Origin of the sequence: uncultured Aquabacterium sp. (assembly GCF_913773725.1) — a bacterium.
Taxonomy (GTDB): domain Bacteria; phylum Pseudomonadota; class Gammaproteobacteria; order Burkholderiales; family Burkholderiaceae_C; genus Aquabacterium.
The window spans coordinates 207445-228140 of sequence record NZ_CAJYGK010000115.1 but is presented as its reverse complement, the minus strand read 5'-3'; the positions used below and the strand labels follow the sequence as shown (position 1 = coordinate 228140).

Genomic DNA, 20696 nt, shown 5'->3' with positions numbered 1-20696 from the left:
CGCCCCTTCTCACCGCACGTGGACATCACGCGATCCGATAGCGATCCAGCGCCGCAATGTACTCGGCCGGCGGCCGCGCCTGGTAGCCACCATGCAGCAACTTGACGCCGATGCGTCCCGCACGACCCAGCCATGACAGCGGCTTCTGCGGCAGCCCGGCCAGCTGAGGCAGTTCTCGCACACGCAACCGCGTGTCCTCGACGCGCCCCGCAGGCTTCAGCGCACGGGTCTTCTGCTCCGGGTAGTCGCGCATGCAGGCCAGGTACATGTCCACATAGCGAGGCCGGGTGTGCTGAGCGAAGCGCAGCCACAGGTCCGAATCCATGCCCAGGTTCCACGACTCGTCCAGCCCGCCCACCTTCTCGTACAGCGAGCGCCGCCAGAACGTCGCCGGCTGCGCCAGGTAGTTGTGGTCGTACAGGAAGACGAACTTGCTCCAGGGCATCTCCTTCTTCGGCCGGATGTACTGACCGGCTGCATCGATCCACAGCGCGTTGCCATAAATCATGTCGACCTCAGGGTGGGCCTCGAAGTAGGCGGCCACGCGGTTCAGCGCGTCGGGCAACAGCAGGTCGTCCGAGCACAGCCAGCCGAGGATGTCGCCGGTCGCCCTGTCGAAGCCCTTGCGCAAGGCGTGCGTCTGCCCCCGGTCCTTCTCGGAAACCCAGTAGGCGAGGTGCGCCTCGTGCCGGCGAATGACCTCGACCGACTCGTCGCGCGAGCCGCCATCGATCACGATGTACTCCAGATCGCGATAACGCTGGTCGAGCACCGAGCGCATCGTCGCATCCAGAAACTTCCCCTGCTGATACGAGCAGGTCACCAAAGATATCTTCATTCTCCCTCTCGCAAGTCTCACATCGCACTCACAGGGCGCGGACCTGACGGCGGAACACCAGCAGATGCCACACCGTGGGCACGATCACGCCCATGTTCGACACCCACACCGCGCCCAGCAGACCAAAGGCCGGAATCCACCAGGGTGCCAGCGCAAACGACACGATCGTGCCGGCCACGTAGGACCAGAAAATGTGCTCCGTCTGACGGATCACCAGACCGCCCGACTGAGACACCAGCGACAACATGCCGATCAGGGGCCCGACAGCCGCATGCGGCAGGACCGCTGCGGCCTCCTGAAAACGCGCCCCGAACAGCACCATCACCAGCCACTCGCCCAGACCCACCAGCACGCCCACGATGAGCGCGGCCAGCCCCAGGATGGTCCAGGCCGACCGCCCCAGGTAGGCTCGCATGGCCACGGCCCCCCCGTCCTTGAACCGCCGCGCGGTCTCGATCGGGAGGTGATTGCCGAGCGCCTGCCGGACGATGTTCAGCCCGTTGAGGATGGAACCCGCCGCGTTGTACTGCGCCACCCACAGTGGCTTGCCCCACTCGGCAATCTGGAACGGCACCAGCATGAAGGACCCGAACATGAAGACCTGACTGAAGCACACCCAGCGCGACTCCGCCCAGTGCTCACGGGCCGTTTCGCGCAGCGCCGCACGGGCCGGCCAGACCGTCTCCCGCATCGCGAGCGGCAGGCTTCGGTACGCCAGTGCCGCCGACAGCAGAAAGGGCAGCGCGGCCAGCCACATCACCCAGGCCACGGGCAAGGTTCCCCCGTGCATGAGCCCCGCTCCCGCGATGATCAGCAACTGCCCACCATAAGCCAGGCCGTCCAGCCCGCTGATCAGGCGCATCCGACGCTGGGCGAACAACAGGCGCCGCAAGGTCTCCTGCAGCAGAAAGGACGCTGCGAACACGGTGGCAGCAAGCGCCATCGCCTGCGAAGGCAGGTAGCGCACCGCCACCAGCGCAAACAGCACTCCGATCAGCGGCCAGCCCAGCACCTGCAGCATCAGCACGGCCTTCAGCCGGGCGCCGACACGGGCTGCATCGTCACCCACGGCATCGATGGCCATGGGCTGAGTCAGGTAGGCCCGGTGCAGCGCGCTCACGAACCACACCAGCGTCACCGCCAGGCCGTAGGCCGAAAAGTCGGCCAGCGACACCAGCCGGGCCACCACCAGCGTCAAGGCGAAGTTGCAGGCTGACACCAGGACCTGATCGCCCAGTGCCCAGACAACCGGCGACCGGGACAGCCGAGCCCAGATCACTCGTGGTAGTCGTAAGCCTGGAAGCCAGCCAGCTTCACCAGGTTGTCACGCTTGGCGCTGGTGTAGTCGCTCTGCACCATCTCGCTGACCAGCTCCTGCAGCGTGATCTTCGGCTCCCAACCCAGCTTGGCCTTGGCCTTGGACGGATCACCCAGCAGGGTTTCGACCTCGGTGGGCCGGTAGTAGCGCGGGTCCACGCGCACGATCACATCGCCCGGCTTGCACTTGGCCAGCATCTCGCCATTCACCGGCTCGACCTTGACCACACGCCCCACCTCGGCCTCCGCCTCGCCTTCGAAGGCCAGCGTGATACCCAGCTCCTTGGCAGCAAACTCCACGAACTGCCGCACGCTGTACTGCACGCCCGTGGCGATCACGAAGTCTTCGGCCTGTTCCTGCTGCAGCATCAGCCACTGCATCTCGACGTAGTCCTTGGCGTGGCCCCAGTCGCGCAGCGCGCTCATGTTGCCCAGGTACAGACAGTCCTGCAGGCCCAGCGCGATGCGGCTGATGGCCCGCGTGATCTTGCGCGTCACGAAGGTCTCACCGCGCACGGGGCTTTCGTGGTTGAACAGCACGCCGTTGCAGGCGTACATGCCATAGGCCTCGCGGTAGTTCACCGTGATCCAGTAGGCGTACAACTTGGCCACCGCGTAAGGGCTGCGCGGGTAGAAGGGCGTGGTCTCCTTCTGCGGGATTTCCTGCACCAGGCCGTACAGCTCGGAGGTCGAGGCCTGGTAGAAGCGCGTCTTCTTTTCCAACCCCAGGATGCGGATGGCTTCCAGCAGGCGCAGGGCGCCGATGCCATCGGCGTTGGCCGTGTACTCCGGCTCCTCGAACGAGACCGCCACGTGGCTTTGCGCCGCCAGGTTGTAGATCTCGTCAGGCTGCACCTTCTGCACGATGCGCACCAGCGAGGTCGAGTCCGTCAGGTCGCCATAGTGCAGCACGAAATTGCGGTTGTTGACGTGCGGATCCTGGTACAGGTGGTCGATGCGGTCCGTGTTGAACAGCGAAGAGCGGCGCTTGATGCCGTGCACCTCGTAGCCCTTGTTCAGCAGGAACTCCGCCAGGTAGGAGCCGTCCTGGCCGGTGACGCCTGTGATCAGGGCGACTTTCTTGCTCATGTCCGAAACTTTCTGTGTTCAATGTCCAAAAAAACGTGAGCGCATGTCCGGAGACATCGCCCGCTCCAGATCACGCGCGAACGCGTCCTGCAGCGCGAATTCGGCCGCCTCGTCTGCACCGAGAGACGACATGCGAACGAGCATGCCGTCCACGATCATGCCTTGCATGCCGTAGCGCAGCTGCTGCAGCTTGCGGCTCAGGCCGGGCACAGCCACCGAGTCGGACAGCGTGACCCAGTAGGTGACCGGCTCCTGCCGCTGCTGCTTGATGCCCACCATGCGCATGGCGGGAATGCTGTGGCCGGACAGCGGCAGCGCCGTCACCCCCCGCGCCGACACGGAGAAGCCCTGTGCGTCATAGCAGAACTCGGGCCGGTGGGCGGCCGAGTTCCACGAGTTCTGGTTCCGCCCGTATGCCAGCGACAACATCACCCGCTGCCCCTTGCTGTTGACGTAGGTCCGCGACAGCGTCTGCGAATAGAACTGAGCCAGCGTCGCGTCCAGTGTGGGATCCGACACCACCGGCGCGGCATCCACCGCCTCCACCCAGTCGCCGAACTGCCGCGGGACCACCTCCTGCAGGTTCAGCGCAGGCAGCTCGTCGGCCATCACCCGGTGGGGTCTGAGCGCTTCGGCGCCGCCCACGGCCGCCAGCATGGCCACCAGCGCCACGACGGTGGCCACGCCCACGCGGCGCAGGTCATCGAACTTCCACACGGGCGCCTCCATCACGGTCAAAACGTGCCGCCAGCAGGCGGTCGAACAGGAAGGTCAGCACCAGCGCGATCGCAAACAGCACCATCCCGGCGAAACCATGCGCAAACCCCTGGCCCGCCTCGTCCCCGAGATGGTAGGTGATCAGCACCAGCACCAGCACGCGGGACACGTTGGAAACAAACGAAATCGGGACGATCATCAAGGCCAGCAGCACATTGCGCACCTTGGACTGGTAGCGCATGATCTTCATGTAGAGCAAGCCGAGGGCCTCGAGTGTGAACAGCGAGTTCAGCCCCGAACAGGCATCGGCCACCAGCAACTGGTAGGGCCCGATCACCAGCACCACGCCCGAGCGCCCGATCGGGTAGCCCGCCAGATACAGGATCTTCTCGGCCACCACCGACACCGCGTGTTTCAGCGGCATGGTGATCGCCTGCACGAAAGCACCGGGCAGCGGCACCGAGAACACGAGGAAGAGGATCGGGAACCAGGCCCGCTTCAGCGCCGACCAGCCGTGCAGCACGAGCAGGCCTGCCGCCAGCACAAGGATCTGGGAGCCGGCTTCCAGCTCGATGACCGACTGGGAACGCCCCACCACGAAGCAAAGCAGCCCCAGAGCCAGCACGCCGAACCCCGACGCCAGCGCCGGCCGGGACGGCCCCGCAAAGATCTCCGAGCGCCCCGTCCAAAGCAACCAGGCGCTGGCGGCCACGATCAGAGGCCCGTGGCCCTGCTCGTCCGTCGCCCAGGTGGAATGGGCGAGTTGCGCGTACGTGGGCCCGTACATGCAGGCAAAGCCGACAAGCAGGAGCACCACGCCCCAGGCCAGCCCGGGCGTGGCGAGAGGGGGCGCTGGCGGCATGGCGGACGCACCCGGTGATGGCGTGACTTCAACAGACATGGCGAATTGTTACCCGCTCAGCACATAAGTTCCCCAAGCCGGCGCTACGTGACTACCCTGCCCTGACCCGCTCTCCCACGGCGACGCCACCCCTTTGGCCATTGCGCCCCCCATGATCAGGTGGGCACCCTGACCACAAGTCCCAGGGCAACTGCCGCAAGGCGATGCGAGGACCGCCCCTGCTCCGGCAAGCCGCCACTTCGCCGGGCAGGCAGGCCGAGGCGGCATAACACCCCCAAGTAAGGGCCGAACAATCACCGATCCACAAAGGAACAAAAGGCGCACCGCCTCGCGACGCGGTCACACTGGCAGTAAGTCACAGCATCGCCTGCCCCGGTCGCGCTCCGACGCAGTACTCTTGAACTGAAACCCCCTGTTTGCGCTGGCTGGCCGCAAACCGTACCGATTGTTTCTATGTTTCACTTATGTATAGATGATCGACATGGGCCAGCCAGTCGGCGCGAGGCGGGCGGCGCGCAAAAACCCCTGGACTTGCAAGAGACGTGACACCTTGCCCGATTCGCCCGCAAAGACCGAGCAGTTACCCTGAACTTTCGCGTACCACCCGACTCCTAGAATCAGTTCGCAGCCCGTTCAACGGGCACTTTCAACTGCCCCGCGGGGTACCCATGCGACATCCTGATCCCAATTTCGGCTATCCCTCGCTGACCATCCCGGACAAGCGCTGGCGTGCGCCGTCCCGAGCCAGCGAGTCGCCGTTGAACAAGACCGCCCCCGTCAATCACTTCATGAGACAAGGCGCTTTCGTGCTCGACAGCCACATCGACGCCGTCACCTGGGACGAATGCATCGCCCGTGTGTCGTCGTGGGCGGCCCTGCGCCAATCGCGCTATGTCACGCTGTGCAACGTGCACTCGGTGGTGACCGCCAGCGAAGACGCTGACTTCCGTCGCGTGATCGGCCAGGCCGACCTCGCCCTGCCCGACGGCGCTCCCATCGCCTGGGCCCTGCGCCGCGAAGGCCACACCGAGCAGACCCGCATCAGCGGACCGGACCTGATGTGGCGCTACCTGGCCGAAGCCGAGCGCCTGCGGCAGAAGGTCTTCTTCTATGGCAGCACCGACGAGACACTCGATCAGCTGCGTGCCCGGATCGTGTCGAGCTTCCCGCATCTCCAGATCGTGGGCATGGCGTCGCCGCCGTACCGTGCGCTGTCTGACAGGGAAGACCAGGCCTACGTGGACCAGATCAACCGATCGGGGGCACACGTGGTGTTCGTCGGGCTGGGCTGCCCCAAGCAGGAAAGCTGGATGGCCGCGCACCGTGGGCGGGTCCATGCCGTCATGCTGGGGGTGGGCGCGGCCTTCGACTACCACGCGGGCACACTGAAGCGGGCGCCAGGCTGGATGCAGAAGATGGGGCTGGAATGGCTGCATCGGCTGGGCAGCGAGCCTCGCCGCTTGGCGGGCCGGTATGTCCACACCAATTCGGTGTTTGTCCTGCGCATGCTGAAGTCGGTTCTGCTGGGTCGTCGCCCTGGCAAAGGACAGGAAGTCTGACGATTCGGGTCCTTTGTCCTTCTACGCCCCTCACGCCAGCCTGAACGCCGCCTTGTCGCGGCGTTCTCGCTTTCAGAGCGGCACCGGCACCGCCCGATGCAGTCGCTACACTGCCTCTCGCACACCGACACCTTCTTCCTGCTCACACCGACACCTCATGGACAAGCAAGCAAAGATCTTCGTGGCCGGCCACCGCGGCATGGTGGGTTCGGCCATCGTGCGCCGACTGGAACAGGCCGGCTACACGCAGGTGCTGACGCGCAGCCGTCAGGAACTCGACCTGCTCAACCAGCAGGCGGTGCACGATTTCATGCACGCCGAGAAGCCCAACTACCTCTTCATCGCGGCCGCCAAGGTGGGCGGCATCCAGGCCAACAACGTCTACCGCGCCGACTTTCTCTATCAGAACCTCGTCATCGAGGCCAACCTGATCCACGCGGCCCACACGGCCGGCGTACAGCGCCTGATGTTTCTGGGCTCGAGCTGCATCTATCCGAAGCTGGCGCCGCAGCCGCTGAAGGAAGACTGCCTGCTCACCGGCCCGCTCGAGCCGACGAACGAGCCCTACGCCATCGCCAAGATCGCCGGCATCAAGCTGTGCGAAGCCTACAACCACCAGTACGGCCGGCAATACATCAGCGTGATGCCGACCAACCTGTACGGCCCGAACGACAACTACGACCTGAACAACAGCCACGTGCTGCCCGCCCTGATCCGCAAGGCGCACGAAGCGAAGCTGCGAGGCGACCAGAGCCTGGTGGTGTGGGGCACCGGCACGCCCATGCGCGAGTTCCTGTACGCGGACGACCTCGCCGACGCCTGTGTCTACCTGATGGAGCAAGGCTATGACGGCCCGCTGGTCAACGTTGGCACGGGCACGGACGTGACCATCCGCGAGCTGGCCGAGACGGTGGTAAAGGTGGTGGGTTTCGAAGGCGACCTGAGCTTCGACAGCAGCAAGCCGGATGGCACGCCGCGCAAGCTCATGGACGTGTCACGCCTGACGGGGCTGGGCTGGCAGGCTCGGACCGGACTGGAAGAAGGCATCGCCCTGGCGTATCAGGACTTCCTGCGGCGCCAAGGCTGACGCCGCCAGGTGGGCCCCGCTCGGGGCGCCCACCGGACACGCGCCGGTCGCAGCCCTCTCAAACGCGGTAGAAGCCGCGGTACCAGCGCACGAAGCGGCCGACGCCTTCGGTCAGGCCCACAGCGGGATGGACCCCGGTCCAGGCTTCCAGCGCCTGCACATCCGCATAGGTGGCGGCCACATCGCCCGGGGCCATGGGCTGCAGGTCCAGCTGTGCCTTGACACCCAGGGCCTCTTCGAGGCTGCCGATGAAGTCCATCAGCGCCACCGGCTGGCTGTGGCCGATGTTGAACACCCGGTACGGCGCCCAGGAGGCGGCCGCCGAGGGGTTCATGCGGTCGAAGGCCGGGTCGGGCTGCGGCAGGCGATCGGCCGTGGCCACGACACCCGCGACGATGTCGTCGATGAAGGTGAAATCACGCTTCATGTTGCCGTGATTGAACACCTTGATCGGCTCGCCGGCCAGGATGGCGCGGGCAAACAGGAAGGGGGCCATGTCCGGCCGCCCCCACGGGCCATACACCGTGAAGAAGCGCAGGCCCGTGGTGGGCAGGCCGTACAGGTGGCTGTAGGTGTGGGCCATCAGCTCGTTGGCCTTCTTGGTGGCCGCGTACAGGCTGACAGGGTGGTCGACCGCATCGGTTTCCGCGAACGGCATGCGGGCGTTGCCACCGTAGACACTGGAGCTGCTGGCGTACACCAGGTGCTTCACGCCATGATGGCGGCAGGCCTCGAGGATGTTGACAAAGCCGACCAGATTGGCCTGCGCGTAAGCGTGCGGGTTGGTGATCGAGTAACGCACGCCGGCCTGCGCCGCCAGGTGAATGACGGTGTCGAACCCCTCAGCCTCGGCCAGCGCAGCCAGGGGGGCGAAGTCGGCCACGTCCATCTGCACGAAGCGGAAGGCCCCGCCGGCTGCATGCAGCTCGGCCAGACGCGCCTGCTTGAGCGCCGGATCGTAGTAGTCGTTAAGGTTGTCTATGCCCACGACCTCGTCGCCCCGCGCAAGCAGGGCGAGCGAGACGTGCATGCCGATGAAGCCGGCCGCGCCGGTGACCAGAATCTTGCTCATGCCCGGATTGTCGGGCACTTCGGGCGCGGTTCAGGCGCGGGCGTCGCCCCAGCGCAAGCCGGTGGTCTCGTCGCCCTGGTAGGTCGTGCGGCCCTGGCGGTCCACGCAGTACACCGGTGAGGCAACCACCTCGTCGAACACCGCGCCTTCGCTCAGGCGGGTGTATTCGAACAGCACACTGCGCACCACCTTGCTGCCTTCGCGCAGGCGGCAGCCGTGCCCGATCCAGGCCGGCCCCTCGATGGTGACGCCCTTCTCGATGCACGAACCCGAGCCGATGTAGACCGGACCGGTGATTTTCACGGAGTCCCAGTCGACACGGGTGTTCAGGCCCACCCACACGCCGGGCCGGACTTCCTTGCCGGGCATGTCCATCTGCGCAATTTCACCGCGCAGCACGCGCTGACAGACGGCCCAGTAGTCGGCCACGCGACCGATGTCGATCCAGTTGAAGAAGCGGCTCTGCGCGTAGAACGGCAGGCCCTTGTCGACCAGCATCGGGAACAGCTCGCTGCCGATGTCGAATTCCTGGCCGGGCGGGATCAGGTCGACCACCTGGGGCTCGAAGATGTAGATGCCGGTGCTGGCCAGCGTCGAGCGGGCCTCTTCCGGCGAGGGCTTTTCCTGGAAGGACTGCACGCGCCCTTCCTTGTCCGCCACGACGATGCCGTAGTTCTTGACCTGGTCGCGGGGCACCTCGAGCGTGACCACGCTGGCCAGCGCCTGCTTGGCCTTGTGCTCGAACAGCGCCGCCTTGATGTCGAGGTCGATGATGGCGTCGCCACACAGGACGATGGTGGTTTCGTCGAAGAAGCCGGAGAAGTCCTGGATGCGCCGCATGCCCCCGGCCGAACCCAGCGGCTTGGGCACGATCTCGCCGTGCTCGCGGGCGCCTTCGTACGCGTAACCGATGTTCACACCCCAGCGGTGGCCGTCACCGAAGTAGTTCTCGATCTTCCAGTGGTTGAACGCCACGTTGACCATGATGTCCTTGACGCCGTAGCGCGCCAGGTGCTCGATGATGTATTCCATCACCGGCTTGCCCAGGATGGGCACCATGGGTTTGGGTGTCTGCTTGGTCAGAGGGCGAACGCGGGTTCCCTGTCCCGCTGCAAGAATCATTGCTTTGGCCATTGCGCTGCTTTCGGTCTTGTCTGATCAGCCCCGCCATCCGGTTGGGCCTGACGCTCCAACATGCACACATCATGCCACCGACGGCAACAAAAAAGGCACCCGGTTGGTGTGGGCTGCGCCCCTCAACATGCGATTTTTGCAGGTAGCAATTCGTCGAGTCAGGTGTACATGACGTAGCAATTGTGAGCGCAAGCTAATGAAGCCCCTTCGAGCCCCGACGTGAGGGGGTCTGTGCCGGAGGGGCGTGTGATGTGATGAATCGCATGAGTGCCTCCACATCACGTCAGACCTACCTGGTCAACGGGCGATTCCTGGGACGCCCCGTGACCGGGGTCGAACGGTTCGCCCGTGAAACCCTGCGCGCGCTCGATCAGGCCATCCCGCATCTGCTGCCCCGCGCTGAATTGCTGGTCGCTGTGCCACCCGGCGAGGTCGCGCCGCTGCGGCTTCAACATGGTCGCATGGTCCAGATCGGACGACGGCAGGGACACGCCTGGGAGCAGATGGAACTGGCGCGCTTCCGCCCCGACTTGCCGTTGCTCAACCTGTGCAACACCGCACCGGTTCGACGGCCGGGCCAGATGGTGGTAATCCACGACGCCGCGGTGTTCTCGCTGCCCCAGGCATATCACTGGCGTTTCCGTCTGGCTTACCGGGTCCTGCACCGTTTACTGGCATTTTCCACTGCCCGGATCGTGACGGTGTCCGACTTCTCGCGACGCGAACTGGCCCGACACCTCAGCGTGCCGCCCGAGCGGATCGCCGTGGTCGGCGCAGGCGGCGACCACATGCTGAGGCTGGAACCGGACGACACGATTCTGGATCGCCACGGCCTGCGAGGACGCCCTTATCTGCTGGCCGTCAGCAGCAACCACCTGGGCAAGAACTTTGCTCTTGTGGCGCGGGCCATGCTGAAACTGAAACAGCCCGGCTTCGACGTGGTCATCGCCGGCGGCCTGAACAACAACGTGTTTTCCAACTCCGAAGAAACCTGGCCGCCATTCATCAAACGGGTGGGATATGTGTCTGATGAAGAGCTCAGCAGCCTGTACCGCCATGCTGCTGCGTTTGTCTTTCCGTCAGTCTACGAAGGGTTCGGCCTCCCGCCTCTGGAGGCCATGACGCTCGGATGCCCGGTGGTGTCCTCGCGCGCGGCCTCGATGCCGGAGGTGTGCGGCGACGCGGCCATCTACTTCGACCCACGCGATGCCGATTCCTTTGTACAGGCACTGGATCAGGTGATGAGGCTGGAGCGGCATGACCGCGAAGACCTGCGTGCACGCAGCCTGGCGCGCAGCAGGCAATGGAGCTGGCAAGGCGCTGCAGAAGCACTTGCCCACCACCTCAAGGAGATGGCATGACAGCGCAGACCCGGCAGCTGAGGCCGGTTGACAGACCGTTACCCCGTGTCCGCCCCCTGGCGGGCAAGTCGCCCCGCGTGGCCATCGTTCACGACTGGCTCGAGGTGTATGCCGGTGCCGAGCGCGTGCTCGAGCAGATGCTGCAGTTGTGGCCCGGCGCCGATGTGTTCACGCTGGTCGACTTCCTGCCCGAGCAGCAGCGCGCATTCCTCGGCGACAGCACCGTCCACACCTCGTTCATCCAGCGCCTGCCTGGCTCGCGCAAGCGCTTCCGCCATTACCTGCCCCTGATGCCGATGGCGATCGAGCAGTTCGACCTGTCGTCGTACGACATCGTGGTGTCGTCGAGTTACGCAGTGGCCAAGGGCGTGATCACGTCGGGCAACCAGTTGCACGTGAGCTATGTTCACTCGCCGATCCGGTATGCGTGGGACCTGCAGCACCAGTACCTGCGCGAGAGCCATCTGGATCAAGGCTTCAAGTCGATGCTGGTGCGCGCCATCCTGCACTACGTCCGCCTGTGGGACGTCCGCACGGCCCCGAACGTCGACGTGATGCTGGCCAACTCACGCTACATCGCCCGGCGCATCGAGAAGTGCTATGGCCGCGAAGCCGAGGTGATCTACCCCCCCGTCGACACATCGGCCTTTTCGCTGGAGACGCGCAAGCAGGACTTCTATCTCACGGCTTCGCGGCTGGTGCCCTACAAGATGATCCCGACGATCGCCGAGGCCTTCCGGATGCTGCCCGATCGCAAGCTGGTGATCATCGGCGATGGTCCGGACATCAGCCGGGTGCGCGAGCTGGCGGGCCCCAATGTGCACGTGCTGGGTCACCAGCCGGGCGACGTTCTGCGCGACCACATGCAGAACGCACGGGCCTTCATCTTTGCGGCCGAAGAGGACTTCGGCATCACCCCGGTGGAGGCGCAGGCCTGCGGCACGCCGGTAATCGCATACGGCCGCGGTGGCTCGCTGGAGACCGTGATGGCCGTGGGCGAGTGTCCGCATCCCACAGGCGTGTTCTTCCATGAACAGACACCGGAGAGCATCGCCGCCGCCGTGCGCCGGTTCGAATCGGTGTCCGACGAGATCCGACCGATCGACTGTCGCGATAACGCGCTGCGCTTTTCGACAGAGGCTTTCCGGCAGTCGATGTCGCAGGCCGTCCATGGCGCGATCAGAGAGTTTGGCTACTGACCCCTCGACCCTGAACCATTAAAGGTGAGCAATGAGTTTTGCCCAGTTTCTGGCCATCCTGCGTGCACGCTGGAAAGCGCCGACGTTCACCCTGCTGATCCTGGTCACCGTGGCCTTGCTGCTGGCCTTCCTGCTGCCCAAGAAGTACACCGCGGAAGGCAGTGTGGTGGTGGAGAACCGATCACCCGATCCCATCAACGGCACGCTGCTGCCCCAGACCAGCCAGTATCTGGCCACCCAGGTGGGCATCATCCAGAGTGAGCGGGTGGCCAAGCGAGTCATACGCAACCTCCGCCTCACGGACAGCCCGGTGCTGCGCGAACGCTGGCAGGAAGCGACCGAAGGACAGGGAGACTTCGAAACCTGGATCTCGGAGAGCCTGCTGAATTCGCTGGAGGTCAAGCCCGAGCGCAATGCCAACGTGATCGGCATCAGCTATGTGGCCGCCGATCCCAACTTCGCATCAGCGCTGGTCAACGAGTTCATCAAGGCCTATGTAGACGTGAACCTCGAGTTGCGGGTCTCGCCCGCGAAACAGTTCTCGTCGATGTTCGCAGGTGAACTGGCGCAGGCACGCGAGAATCTCGAGGCCGCGCAGCGCAAGCTCTCTGCCTTCCAGCAAGAGAAGGGCATCATCGCCACCGACGAGCGCATCGACGTCGAGACCGCCCGCCTCAACGAGCTCTCCGCGCAGCTGGTGTCGCTGCAGGCTGTCACGGCCGATGCCATCAGCCGTCGCGCCCAGACCGGCCTGAGCAGCCCGGACGCCATGAACAGCGCCGTGATCATGGGGCTGAAAGCGGACCTGGCACGCCAGGAAGCCCGTCTCAAGGAAGAAGGCGATCGGTATGCAGACAGCCACCCCGTGATCGGCCGGCTCAAGGCCGGGATCGAAGAGCTGAAGGCGCGCATCCAGGCAGAGTCGGTGGCCGTGGGCCGCACGACCGGTGTGTCTGCCCAGATCGCGATGCAGCGCGAGGCGCAGACGCGCTCGCTGCTGGAAGCGCAGCGCGACAAGGTGCTCAAGCTCAAGGCCATGCGCGACGAAGCCATGCTGCTGGCCACCGACGTGGCCAGTGCCCAACGCGCCTTCGATGGCATCCAGGCCCGCGTTCAGCAGACCACACTGGAGAGCCGACTGGATCAGACCAACGTGGCCGTGCTGCGCTATGCGACACCCCCCTACCGGCACTCGTCCCCCCGCAAGTTGCTGTACGTCCTGCAGGCCATCTTCGTGGGTCTGTTCCTTGGCATCGGCCTGGCTGTGGTGCGCGAACTGCGCGACCGCCGTGTCCGCCTGGATCAGGATCTGAGCGAGCTGATCGGTGCGCCCAACCTGGGCAGCATGCCTGAAGCCCTGCCAGGCTCGGCCAAAAAGCGCCCGCTGAGGCTCTTCCCCCTGTCCGGTGGCAAGGCCGACCTGCGCCTGCCCAGCCCCTCCGTGTAAGGACGCGCATCACCATGACCAATCTCGCGGACATGCCGACGCAGACGATCGGCGACATCATCGGTCGGATCAACAGCCTGGATGCAGGCCAGATCGACACCATCGTCGACTACCAGAGAAAGCACGGCGTCAAGTTCGGCGAGGCCGCAGTGGCCTTGCGGCTGGCACGCCCCGAAGACGTGGCCTGGGCCTTGTCGGTCCAGTTCAACTACCCCTACGAAGGCCGCGATCCGCAAACCGTCTCGCCCGAACTGGTGGTGGCCACCCGCCCCTTCGAACCTGCGGCCGAGTTCTTCCGGGACATCCGGTCGCGCATGCTCGCCACGGTGTTTTCACCACGCCAGCCGCGGCGGCTCGCCCTGGCGGTCTGCAGCGTCGACCCCGGGGATGGCAAGACCTTCTTCGCGATCAACCTTGCCGCGGCCTTCAGCCAGTTGCCAGGACGGACGCTGCTGATCGATGCCGACATGCGAACCAGCAGGATGCAGGCCATCTTCGGCACCAGCGCGCCGTTCGGACTGAGCTCGACCCTGGCCGGGCGCGCAGAGGTGGACGTGCTGCGACCGGTGGGGGCCCTGCCCAATCTGTACATGCTGCCCGTGGGCGTCACGCCACCCAACCCGCTGGAACTGGTACAGGGGCAGCCGTTCGACCTCCTGATGCAGCGCCTGCTGAGCCAGTTCGATCACGTGATCGTCGACACGCCAGCGGCCTCGCAAGGTGCGGATGCCCGCGTGATCGCGGAGAAGTGCGGCGGCGCCCTGACGATCGCACGGCGCGGAGTGAGTGCCGTCACACCCCTGAAGACCCTGGTCGACAACCTGCAGAAATCGTGTGAGGTGTTCAGTGGCGTGCTGTTCAACGACCACCGTCACCGCTGAAACGGACTCTCCTGCGTCTGTCACGCGTCGCGCGCTGACCCTGGCGCTGGCATCCGGTTGGCTGGCTGGCGGCCACGCCTGGGGGCAGTCCTCGCCCTCGAGCCGGCCCATGCGGGCGGGCTTCGGGCTGGTGGTGAAGTTCGGGCAAGGGCAACCGGCCTCGCAGATCGACCTGCTGCCGCAACTCGGGGTGAGCTGGGTGCGTGACGCCGTGAACTGGTCCGAGATGGAGCCGCGGGCTGGCGACTATCAGCCCTTTCCACCCACCTTTCAGGCGCGACTGAAGCGCTATCGGGAATTCGGCATCGGCGTGATCTTCATGCTGGGCTATGCCAATGCAAAGGCCTACCCTGCCACACCAACCTCGCCCCGCGCCCCGATTGCACCCGATGCACTGGGTCGCTATGGCGCGCACGTGACGCGCCTGCTGCAGCGGGCCGGGGTGCCATTCGTCATCCAGGTCTGGAACGAGCCTCACAACTATCAGATCCTGAAGATGGTGGGCGGAGTGTGGAACGGCAAGCCGCCATCGCCTTGGGTGGATCACTACATCGAGATGGTGCGCGCTGTCAGCACCGAGGTCCACGCGGTGTCGCCGAGCACCACGGTGATCACCAGCGAAGACGTGCTGGTGAACCATTACTGGTTTGCGCAGCACCCTCGCCTGCCGAAAGGGTTCAAGGGCATTGGCCTGCACGCCTACACCAACGACAGCTCTCCCGGGCCGGAGGTGGCGGCCCCTTACGCAGACAGCGACTGGGCCCGCCCATTCCAGCTGGTCGACAAGGACCGTGCCTTCGAGGCGGCCATCGGCCGACTCAAGCGCCACACGCGCCGCTACACGGGCATCGAGCCTGAGGTGTGGATCACAGAGTGGGGCTTCAAGCTCGGATCGCGTCATGCCGGCGAGGAAGTGACGGAAGACCGGGTGGCGGCCTTTCTGCCGAGGGCCTACGTGCTGGCCGAGGCTGCCGGTGTCCAGGCACTGTGCTGGTTCAGCATGCATGACGCTGTCGACGGGCCGTATGGCCTCATCGACCGAACCGGCCGCAAGCGCCCGGCGTTCAAGGCCTATGCCGCGATGAACCGACTGATTGGCGGACACACCTTGAGCCGCCGTCTGAGCGAGGAAGGCCATCGCACGCGGGGCCTGCAGGCCTACCTGCTCACACAGGGGCCGCGCAAGCTCATCATGGCCTGGCAAGCCGACAACCGCGCTCAGAGCCTGACGTTGGACGACGACTGGGCCGTGTCCGGTGTGTTTGGCGTGGATGGAGAGCCGGTCGAACCGGCCAGCAGCGGCAAGCGCCGGCAGGTGACGGTGGGTGCCGCCCCCCTTTACATCGAACTGGGGGAAGGCGGACAGCCGACCTGGCCCCCGCGCACGGGAGAGTGACGCATGGTTCCGACCCTATACGGTCTGCTGATGTTCCTGATCGGACTGTTCGTGAGCGGCCAGGGCATCCTCTACATGGCGGTGATCGCCACCTTGTTCGGTGGCACGGCAGTGGCCTATGCCACGGCGCTGGGGGGCGCCAATGTCACGCCGGCCATGCTGGCCCAAGGCTTCACCGGCTTGAGTCTGCTCCGGCGTGAAGGGCTCAAAGGCTTTCTGCGTCCCATCGAATTCGCAACGCCGACATTCTGGCTGCTGGTGCTCACGATCTGGGCCATGGCGACGGCCTTCGTCATGCCACGGTTGCTGCAAGGCCAGTTGATGGTGGCGGGCTTCGATCGCAGCGATGGCGCGGGGGCCTATCTGCTGGGCCCGCTCGGCCCGGTTTCCATGAACATCACGCAGGCGATGTACGCCTTCCTGGCCTTCATGACCTTCATCATGATGCGCACCCTGCTGAGCCGCGCAGGCGGCTACATGGTGGCGGCCCGGGCCGTGCTCTGGGTCGCCGGACTGAACGTCGCGGCCGCGGTGGTGGAACTGGCCCAGCACCATCTCGGCCTTGTCCCCGTGCTGGCCTATCTGAAGAACGCCAACTACGCGATGATGGGCGGCGAGGTGGCCGGTCTCATGCGCATCACGGGCACCTTCCCCGAGACCTCGATGTTCTCGCAGTACACGCTGGGTCTCGTGGCCTTCACGCACACGCTGTGGATGCACGGCGTGTTGCGAGGATGGGCCCGTGCCCTGACGATCGCGAACCTGCTGCTGCTGCTGATGTCGACCTCGGGCACAGCCTATGTCAGCCTCGTGATCTGCATGACCGTCGCGCTGCTCTATACCCTGTGGCGCCAGATGCGCGTTGGCGCGATCGGACCCTACAGCCTCTACCTCAAGCTGGCCGCGGGCGGTCTGGTGCTGGGCATCGGGGTGCTGCTGTTCGTCCCGCCCGCACTGGATGCGGTCGTCGAATTCTTCAGCGTGGTCATCGGCCAGAAGTGGACTTCGGACTCCGGCTCCATCCGCCGAGCCCTCAATGCGCAGGCCTTCCAGACCTTTCTCGAATCCTTCGGGCTGGGCGCCGGGCTGGGTTGCTGCCGGGCCTCCAGCTTCCCGCTGGTGGTGCTGTCGAACCTCGGATGGGTCGGCGCCCTGCTCTTCCTCTTCTTCGTGACGCCGATCCTGTTCGCCAAGATGCCGGCCGACCTGCCCCTTGAAGAACGGGTCATCGCGATCGGCGCCCGACGGGCCGTGTTTGCCACGCTGGTTTCCGCCTCGCTGATCGCGCTGGTCTACGACCTGGGCTTTCTGTTCTACATCATGGCCGCCATCGCGTACGTCGCGGGACGGCGGCCATGACCGGTCAGAACGTCACGTAGATGGGACCCGAGTCCATCGTGAGGTTGAGTTGACGCGTATTCGAAGCACCGATCACCGTCTCAGGGATCGAGCCATCCCAGGCCTGAACCTGAGCGCCCGACGGGATCGACAACCGGGTCGTCGACTGCGACGAGTCCATCCAGACAGCGTAGGTGACCTTGCCATCGCCATCCCACTTCATGGCATGCACGTTGGCCGGCAAACCCGTCACAACCCCCTTGTAATTCTTACTTCCAGTCAGGGTAAAAAGCTGCTTTGCCGCAACATAGGCCGGCTTGGGAGCCAGGGTCGACGTCAGCATGCCGTAGTTGTACTCCGGGTTGGCCGGGTCGCTTCCGCGGTCCAGCAGTTCGAAGGTCATCATCATCGGCAGGTTCATCGACATCTGGGTCAGCATGGTCCTCAGAACCATCTTGGCCTGCCAGGTACGAGCCCGTGTGTCGTGTCCGTCGCCGAAGGTCGAGGTGTTCAGCCCACCCGAGGTATAGCCCCATTCGGTGCTCCACACGGGGGCCGTGACGCCTTGCGACTTCAGGACATACCGAAGCGAGGCGAGGTCGCCGGCGAAGGTCTCGGGTGCGCCCTTGCGATAGGGGTGGATGGCAAAGCCGTCGATGCCTGCCAGTTGCCCGGTTCGCGCCAGATCCAGCACGTAGGGCAGGTTGACCCACGACGGCCCGCCGTTGAGCACCTTGCGGTTCGGGTCGATCGACTTGATGGCCGCCACGGTGGGACCCAGCAGGGCAGCGTAGGTGCGGGGATCACCGTCACGCCAGAAGGTCGTGTTGTCGGGCTCGTTCCAGACCTCGAAGGCCACCACGTTGCGGCCCATCGCAAAGCGCGCGGCCTGACGGGCAAACTCCACGTAAGCCGCACGGCTGGCTTCGGTCTGCGGCGAACCGCCCCCGAAGTCGGGATGGCCGTAGTCCAGAATGAACAAGGCCTTCATGCCGTACTTGGCCAATCGGGTCAGCACCGTCTCGTAGATCGAGAAGTCGAAGCGGCCATTGCGCTGCACCTGCTCCCAGAACAGATCCAGGCGGATGACATTGAAGCCCGCTTCGGAGGCCAGCTTCATGCTGGCGTCCGAGATGCGATAGAACGAGGCGCCGGTGGCCATGCGGTCGGTGGTCTTCGCGATGACGCCGTTGGACAGCACGGGCTCCTGGCCCGTGAGACCGACCTCGACGGCATTGCTCCGCACGACGCGGATGTCGTCGAACTGCACGGTGCCGCGGGGCCCCACGAGCGACTGCTGTCCCACCGTCAGCGACACGCCAGTGACCCCACCCTGCAGCACGCCGTTGTTCATGCCACCCCAGTAGCTCGCCGGGGCACGCAGCGGTACGGAGACGTGCGTCCAGCCATCGCCCAGCACGCCTTCGATGGTCTGACCAGGCAGGTTGAACTGCAGCATCTGACCCGACATGTCACGCACACGCATGCCTGTGGCCAGCAGTGGCTGGGTGCGACGGACGCGCATCAGCATGCGGGCGGTGGAAGGATCGGAGACCGTGAACGGCGCGCTGAAGTTGCGGGTGCCCGAGACATAGCGGCCACAGCCGGACTTCGGTGCGGGAATGACGTCGGTGGTGCCACAACCCAGATCGGCGACCAGATCAGCGTGGCGATCACTTTGCGAGCTGGCCATTGCCATGGTGCCCGCAGCACCCGCGAACTCGGGTCCGTTGGTGAACAACCACCGCGGAACCAATGCGCCGTCGAGCGCACTGTAGCTGTTGAAGTCTTCGACCGACTCCGCTGCAGCCCAGGCCGCGGCATTGAGGTCTGCAAGGTAGCTCGTCGTCGCGGCCAGCGTGCTGGTGCTCGAAGCGACCAGCATGCCTTGCGCCGATTCGTGCTGGTCGTCGGATTCGGCACCAGCGGCCTGAGGAGCAGATGTGAGAGAGCTTGAACTACCACCGCCGCCACCACCACAGGCGGTCAGGGCTGCACAGACAAGGGCGCTGATCACCAGCAGTTTCATGCTGACCGGCGAACGATCATGGAGCGAAGAGAAAGACATGGCAAAACAAAGTCGAGAAGGCGAAGCGAATGCTAGTGACGCCACCCCCTCTGCGCGCACGAGCATGTATCGCCTTGCAAGCCCACTCGCTCAGCCAGTGCGCTTCGCAACCGTGCACAAGATCACGAAGGACCCCCTGCTTTTGGCCGATGCCGATGCGGCATGCGAACTAGTGCACGGCCCTTTTCACCCCCACATAACGGAGGCTGTTACCTCCCGTTGCGGGGGCGGCACTATTGCACGGTAAAACGTCATGCTGGCAATGACCTCTCTCCCCGATGTCCTCGTTCAATGGCTGCGCGACCTGCGCCGGCGTCACCGGTTCCACCGGGAGTTGGCTCATCGCCTGAGCCGTATCGACCAAGACCGTCATCATGCTGACACGGCGCTTCGGCAGGTTCTGAATGCGTTGCTGGAACGCCCACCGATGGCGTCACGCCGCAAGGGTGCGCCCGACGCCGTGGCGGTGCTCAAGTCCAAGGCCCGCGAGGCGCTGGCGCTGATGGACAGTCCGCAGACCGAGACCCGAGATGCAGCCCTGTTATCGGTCACACGCTGGATGGCGTCGACCGATGCCCGGGACGCCGAGACCTTTCACGCCTACGGACTTGCGTTCTGTCTGGTTCATCAGCAGCTGCTGGATGACCTGCGAGGCCGACTGACACCCCACGTGGTGATGCACATGACCTGCCGCCCCCGGATCGGTCGGGCCGTGCAGTCATCGGTCAGCTTCGCGTCGCTCGAGACGCGTGGCATCAGCCAGCTCAACGTGGTGGGCGGGGACCCCACCTCGTCCCTGTTCCGCTGGGACGCCTCCCTGGATGCGCTCTGCGTACCCGTGGCCGACAGCTACGATCACTTGGCGGGCAAGGTCGCGGCCGCCTACTTCGTGCTGGCGATGGTCCCCGAGGTGAAGGCCGTGCTGAAGGTGGACGATGACCATCGCGCGGGTGACACCCATTCACTGGCTCGTCTAATGAGCCAGGCCACGCGATGCCGGGCCCCCACTCAGTGGGGGCACCACTACCACAGCCCTTATCCGGCTGGACACAACCGGATCTGGCACCTCGGGAAGTGTGGCGACACTGCCATCAACGACACGCCCTACACCTACATGGGCGCACTCTCCTGGTGCACGGGCGAGCACGGCTATGTGCTCAACCGCGCCGCACTGCAGCGCTTTGTGTGGGCCCATGTCTACTTCGATGGCCTGGTTCGCACAGCGCTGTACGAAGACGCCTTCGTGTCCGACACCCTGCTCCGGCTGGGTGGGCGAACGCGCCCTGCCCCCATGCGCAGCCTGCTCAAGGCGGTGGACGCCTACTGACCCG

The 20696-nt window shown here is 65.2% G+C and carries 17 protein-coding genes and 1 pseudogene; 9 read left to right on the top strand and 9 right to left on the bottom strand.

The features are described 5' to 3' along the window. Positions 1–25: 25 nt before the first annotated feature. Genes QZ709_RS14555 through xrtB form a run of 5 tightly spaced genes read right to left on the bottom strand, consistent with a single transcriptional unit; the run spans position 26 to position 4862 of the window. Positions 26–838 carry a glycosyltransferase family 2 protein gene (locus QZ709_RS14555; protein WP_294638097.1) on the bottom strand — a complete coding sequence of 271 codons (813 nt, stop codon included), beginning with the start codon at positions 836–838 and terminating at the stop codon, positions 26–28. Positions 839–866: 28 nt separating this feature from the next. Next, positions 867–2117, bottom strand: coding sequence for a hypothetical protein (locus QZ709_RS14550; RefSeq protein WP_294638095.1), 1251 nt, complete (start codon positions 2115–2117; stop codon positions 867–869). Then, positions 2114–3244 carry a GDP-mannose 4,6-dehydratase gene (gene gmd / locus QZ709_RS14545; RefSeq protein WP_294638093.1) on the bottom strand — a complete coding sequence of 377 codons (1131 nt, stop codon included), beginning with the start codon at positions 3242–3244 and terminating at the stop codon, positions 2114–2116. Before gmd ends, QZ709_RS14550 begins: the two co-directional genes overlap by 4 nt. 18 nt (positions 3245–3262) lie before the next feature. Beyond that, positions 3263–3961 carry an exosortase-associated protein EpsI, B-type gene (gene epsI / locus QZ709_RS14540; protein WP_294638092.1) on the bottom strand — a complete coding sequence of 233 codons (699 nt, stop codon included), beginning with the start codon at positions 3959–3961 and terminating at the stop codon, positions 3263–3265. Continuing rightward, positions 3945–4862, bottom strand: a complete 918-nt coding sequence (gene xrtB / locus QZ709_RS14535; RefSeq protein WP_294638090.1) for an exosortase B — start codon at positions 4860–4862, stop codon at positions 3945–3947. Before xrtB ends, epsI begins: the two co-directional genes overlap by 17 nt. Positions 4863–5491: 629 nt before the next feature. On the opposite strand from xrtB, the gene QZ709_RS14530 reads away from it, so the two are divergent. Further along, positions 5492–6382 (top strand): WecB/TagA/CpsF family glycosyltransferase, encoded by an 891-nt coding sequence (locus tag QZ709_RS14530; RefSeq protein WP_294638089.1) that lies wholly within the window; start codon positions 5492–5494, stop codon positions 6380–6382. A 157-nt stretch (positions 6383–6539) separates the two neighbouring features. Continuing rightward, a complete protein-coding gene (locus tag QZ709_RS14525; protein ID WP_294638088.1) occupies positions 6540–7469 on the top strand; it encodes a GDP-L-fucose synthase in 930 nt (309 codons plus the stop codon). Positions 7470–7527: 58 nt separating this feature from the next. Here the strand turns inward: QZ709_RS14525 and QZ709_RS14520 are convergent, their stop codons facing one another. The 3 genes from QZ709_RS14520 to QZ709_RS14510 all read right to left on the bottom strand — a co-directional run bounded on the left by QZ709_RS14520 (position 7528) and on the right by QZ709_RS14510 (position 10130). Further along, positions 7528–8541 (bottom strand): NAD-dependent epimerase, encoded by a 1014-nt coding sequence (locus QZ709_RS14520; protein WP_294638086.1) that lies wholly within the window; start codon positions 8539–8541, stop codon positions 7528–7530. 30 nt (positions 8542–8571) lie between these two features. Further along, positions 8572–9663, bottom strand: a complete 1092-nt coding sequence (locus QZ709_RS14515) for an NDP-sugar synthase (RefSeq protein WP_294638144.1) — start codon at positions 9661–9663, stop codon at positions 8572–8574. 290 nt (positions 9664–9953) lie between these two features. Then, the gene (locus QZ709_RS14510; protein WP_294638085.1) at positions 9954–10130 is read right to left on the bottom strand and encodes a hypothetical protein; all 177 of its coding nucleotides are present in this window, start codon (positions 10128–10130) and stop codon (positions 9954–9956) included. 48 nt (positions 10131–10178) lie between these two features. Here QZ709_RS14510 and QZ709_RS14505 point away from each other — a divergent pair, with 48 nt between their 5' ends. The 6 genes and pseudogenes from QZ709_RS14505 to QZ709_RS14480 all read left to right on the top strand — a co-directional run bounded on the left by QZ709_RS14505 (position 10179) and on the right by QZ709_RS14480 (position 17318). Beyond that, positions 10179–11036, top strand: coding sequence for a glycosyltransferase family 1 protein (locus tag QZ709_RS14505; RefSeq protein WP_294638084.1), 858 nt, complete (start codon positions 10179–10181; stop codon positions 11034–11036). 59 nt (positions 11037–11095) lie between these two features. Then, a pseudogene (locus tag QZ709_RS14500) lies at positions 11096–12187 on the top strand (glycosyltransferase family 4 protein); the annotation flags it as partial. A gap of 79 nt (positions 12188–12266) precedes the next feature. Continuing rightward, positions 12267–13682 carry a chain length determinant protein EpsF gene (gene epsF / locus QZ709_RS14495; protein ID WP_294638083.1) on the top strand — a complete coding sequence of 472 codons (1416 nt, stop codon included), beginning with the start codon at positions 12267–12269 and terminating at the stop codon, positions 13680–13682. A gap of 14 nt (positions 13683–13696) precedes the next feature. After that, entirely contained in the window at positions 13697–14563 is an 867-nt protein-coding gene (locus QZ709_RS14490; protein ID WP_294638081.1) for a polysaccharide biosynthesis tyrosine autokinase, read from the top strand. A 109-nt stretch (positions 14564–14672) separates the two neighbouring features. Then, positions 14673–15959, top strand: a complete 1287-nt coding sequence (locus QZ709_RS14485; RefSeq protein WP_294638080.1) for a hypothetical protein — start codon at positions 14673–14675, stop codon at positions 15957–15959. Between the two features lie 3 nt (positions 15960–15962). Further along, positions 15963–17318, top strand: coding sequence for a hypothetical protein (locus tag QZ709_RS14480; protein WP_294638078.1), 1356 nt, complete (start codon positions 15963–15965; stop codon positions 17316–17318). 4 nt (positions 17319–17322) lie between these two features. Here the strand turns inward: QZ709_RS14480 and QZ709_RS14475 are convergent, their stop codons facing one another. Continuing rightward, positions 17323–19326, bottom strand: coding sequence for a cellulase family glycosylhydrolase (locus tag QZ709_RS14475; protein WP_294638076.1), 2004 nt, complete (start codon positions 19324–19326; stop codon positions 17323–17325). A gap of 292 nt (positions 19327–19618) precedes the next feature. Here QZ709_RS14475 and QZ709_RS14470 point away from each other — a divergent pair, with 292 nt between their 5' ends. Continuing rightward, complete coding sequence (locus QZ709_RS14470; protein WP_294638074.1) at positions 19619–20692, top strand: hypothetical protein; 1074 nt, start codon at positions 19619–19621, stop codon at positions 20690–20692. The last annotated feature ends 4 nt before the right edge of the window (positions 20693–20696 follow it).

What these genes read in the sequence shown, in the direction of transcription:
- QZ709_RS14515 (WP_294638144.1), bottom strand. Translation starts at nt 9,663, where the DNA reads ATGATTCTTGCAGCGGGACAGGGAACCCGCGTTCGCCCTCTGACCAAG.
- xrtB (WP_294638090.1), bottom strand. Translation starts at nt 4,862, where the DNA reads ATGTCTGTTGAAGTCACGCCATCACCGGGTGCGTCCGCCATGCCGCCA.
- QZ709_RS14475 (WP_294638076.1), bottom strand. Translation starts at nt 19,326, where the DNA reads ATGAAACTGCTGGTGATCAGCGCCCTTGTCTGTGCAGCCCTGACCGCC.
- QZ709_RS14490 (WP_294638081.1), top strand. Translation starts at nt 13,697, where the DNA reads ATGACCAATCTCGCGGACATGCCGACGCAGACGATCGGCGACATCATC.
- QZ709_RS14470 (WP_294638074.1), top strand. Translation starts at nt 19,619, where the DNA reads ATGCTGGCAATGACCTCTCTCCCCGATGTCCTCGTTCAATGGCTGCGC.
- QZ709_RS14555 (WP_294638097.1), bottom strand. Translation starts at nt 838, where the DNA reads ATGAAGATATCTTTGGTGACCTGCTCGTATCAGCAGGGGAAGTTTCTG.
- QZ709_RS14520 (WP_294638086.1), bottom strand. Translation starts at nt 8,541, where the DNA reads ATGAGCAAGATTCTGGTCACCGGCGCGGCCGGCTTCATCGGCATGCAC.
- QZ709_RS14510 (WP_294638085.1), bottom strand. Translation starts at nt 10,130, where the DNA reads ATGTTGAAGCCGCAGCGGCGCGACCTCGCCGGGTGGCACAGCGACCAG.
- QZ709_RS14505 (WP_294638084.1), top strand. Translation starts at nt 10,179, where the DNA reads ATGGAACTGGCGCGCTTCCGCCCCGACTTGCCGTTGCTCAACCTGTGC.
- gmd (WP_294638093.1), bottom strand. Translation starts at nt 3,244, where the DNA reads ATGAGCAAGAAAGTCGCCCTGATCACAGGCGTCACCGGCCAGGACGGC.
- QZ709_RS14530 (WP_294638089.1), top strand. Translation starts at nt 5,492, where the DNA reads ATGCGACATCCTGATCCCAATTTCGGCTATCCCTCGCTGACCATCCCG.
- QZ709_RS14485 (WP_294638080.1), top strand. Translation starts at nt 14,673, where the DNA reads ATGCGGGCGGGCTTCGGGCTGGTGGTGAAGTTCGGGCAAGGGCAACCG.
- QZ709_RS14480 (WP_294638078.1), top strand. Translation starts at nt 15,963, where the DNA reads ATGGTTCCGACCCTATACGGTCTGCTGATGTTCCTGATCGGACTGTTC.
- epsF (WP_294638083.1), top strand. Translation starts at nt 12,267, where the DNA reads ATGAGTTTTGCCCAGTTTCTGGCCATCCTGCGTGCACGCTGGAAAGCG.
- QZ709_RS14525 (WP_294638088.1), top strand. Translation starts at nt 6,540, where the DNA reads ATGGACAAGCAAGCAAAGATCTTCGTGGCCGGCCACCGCGGCATGGTG.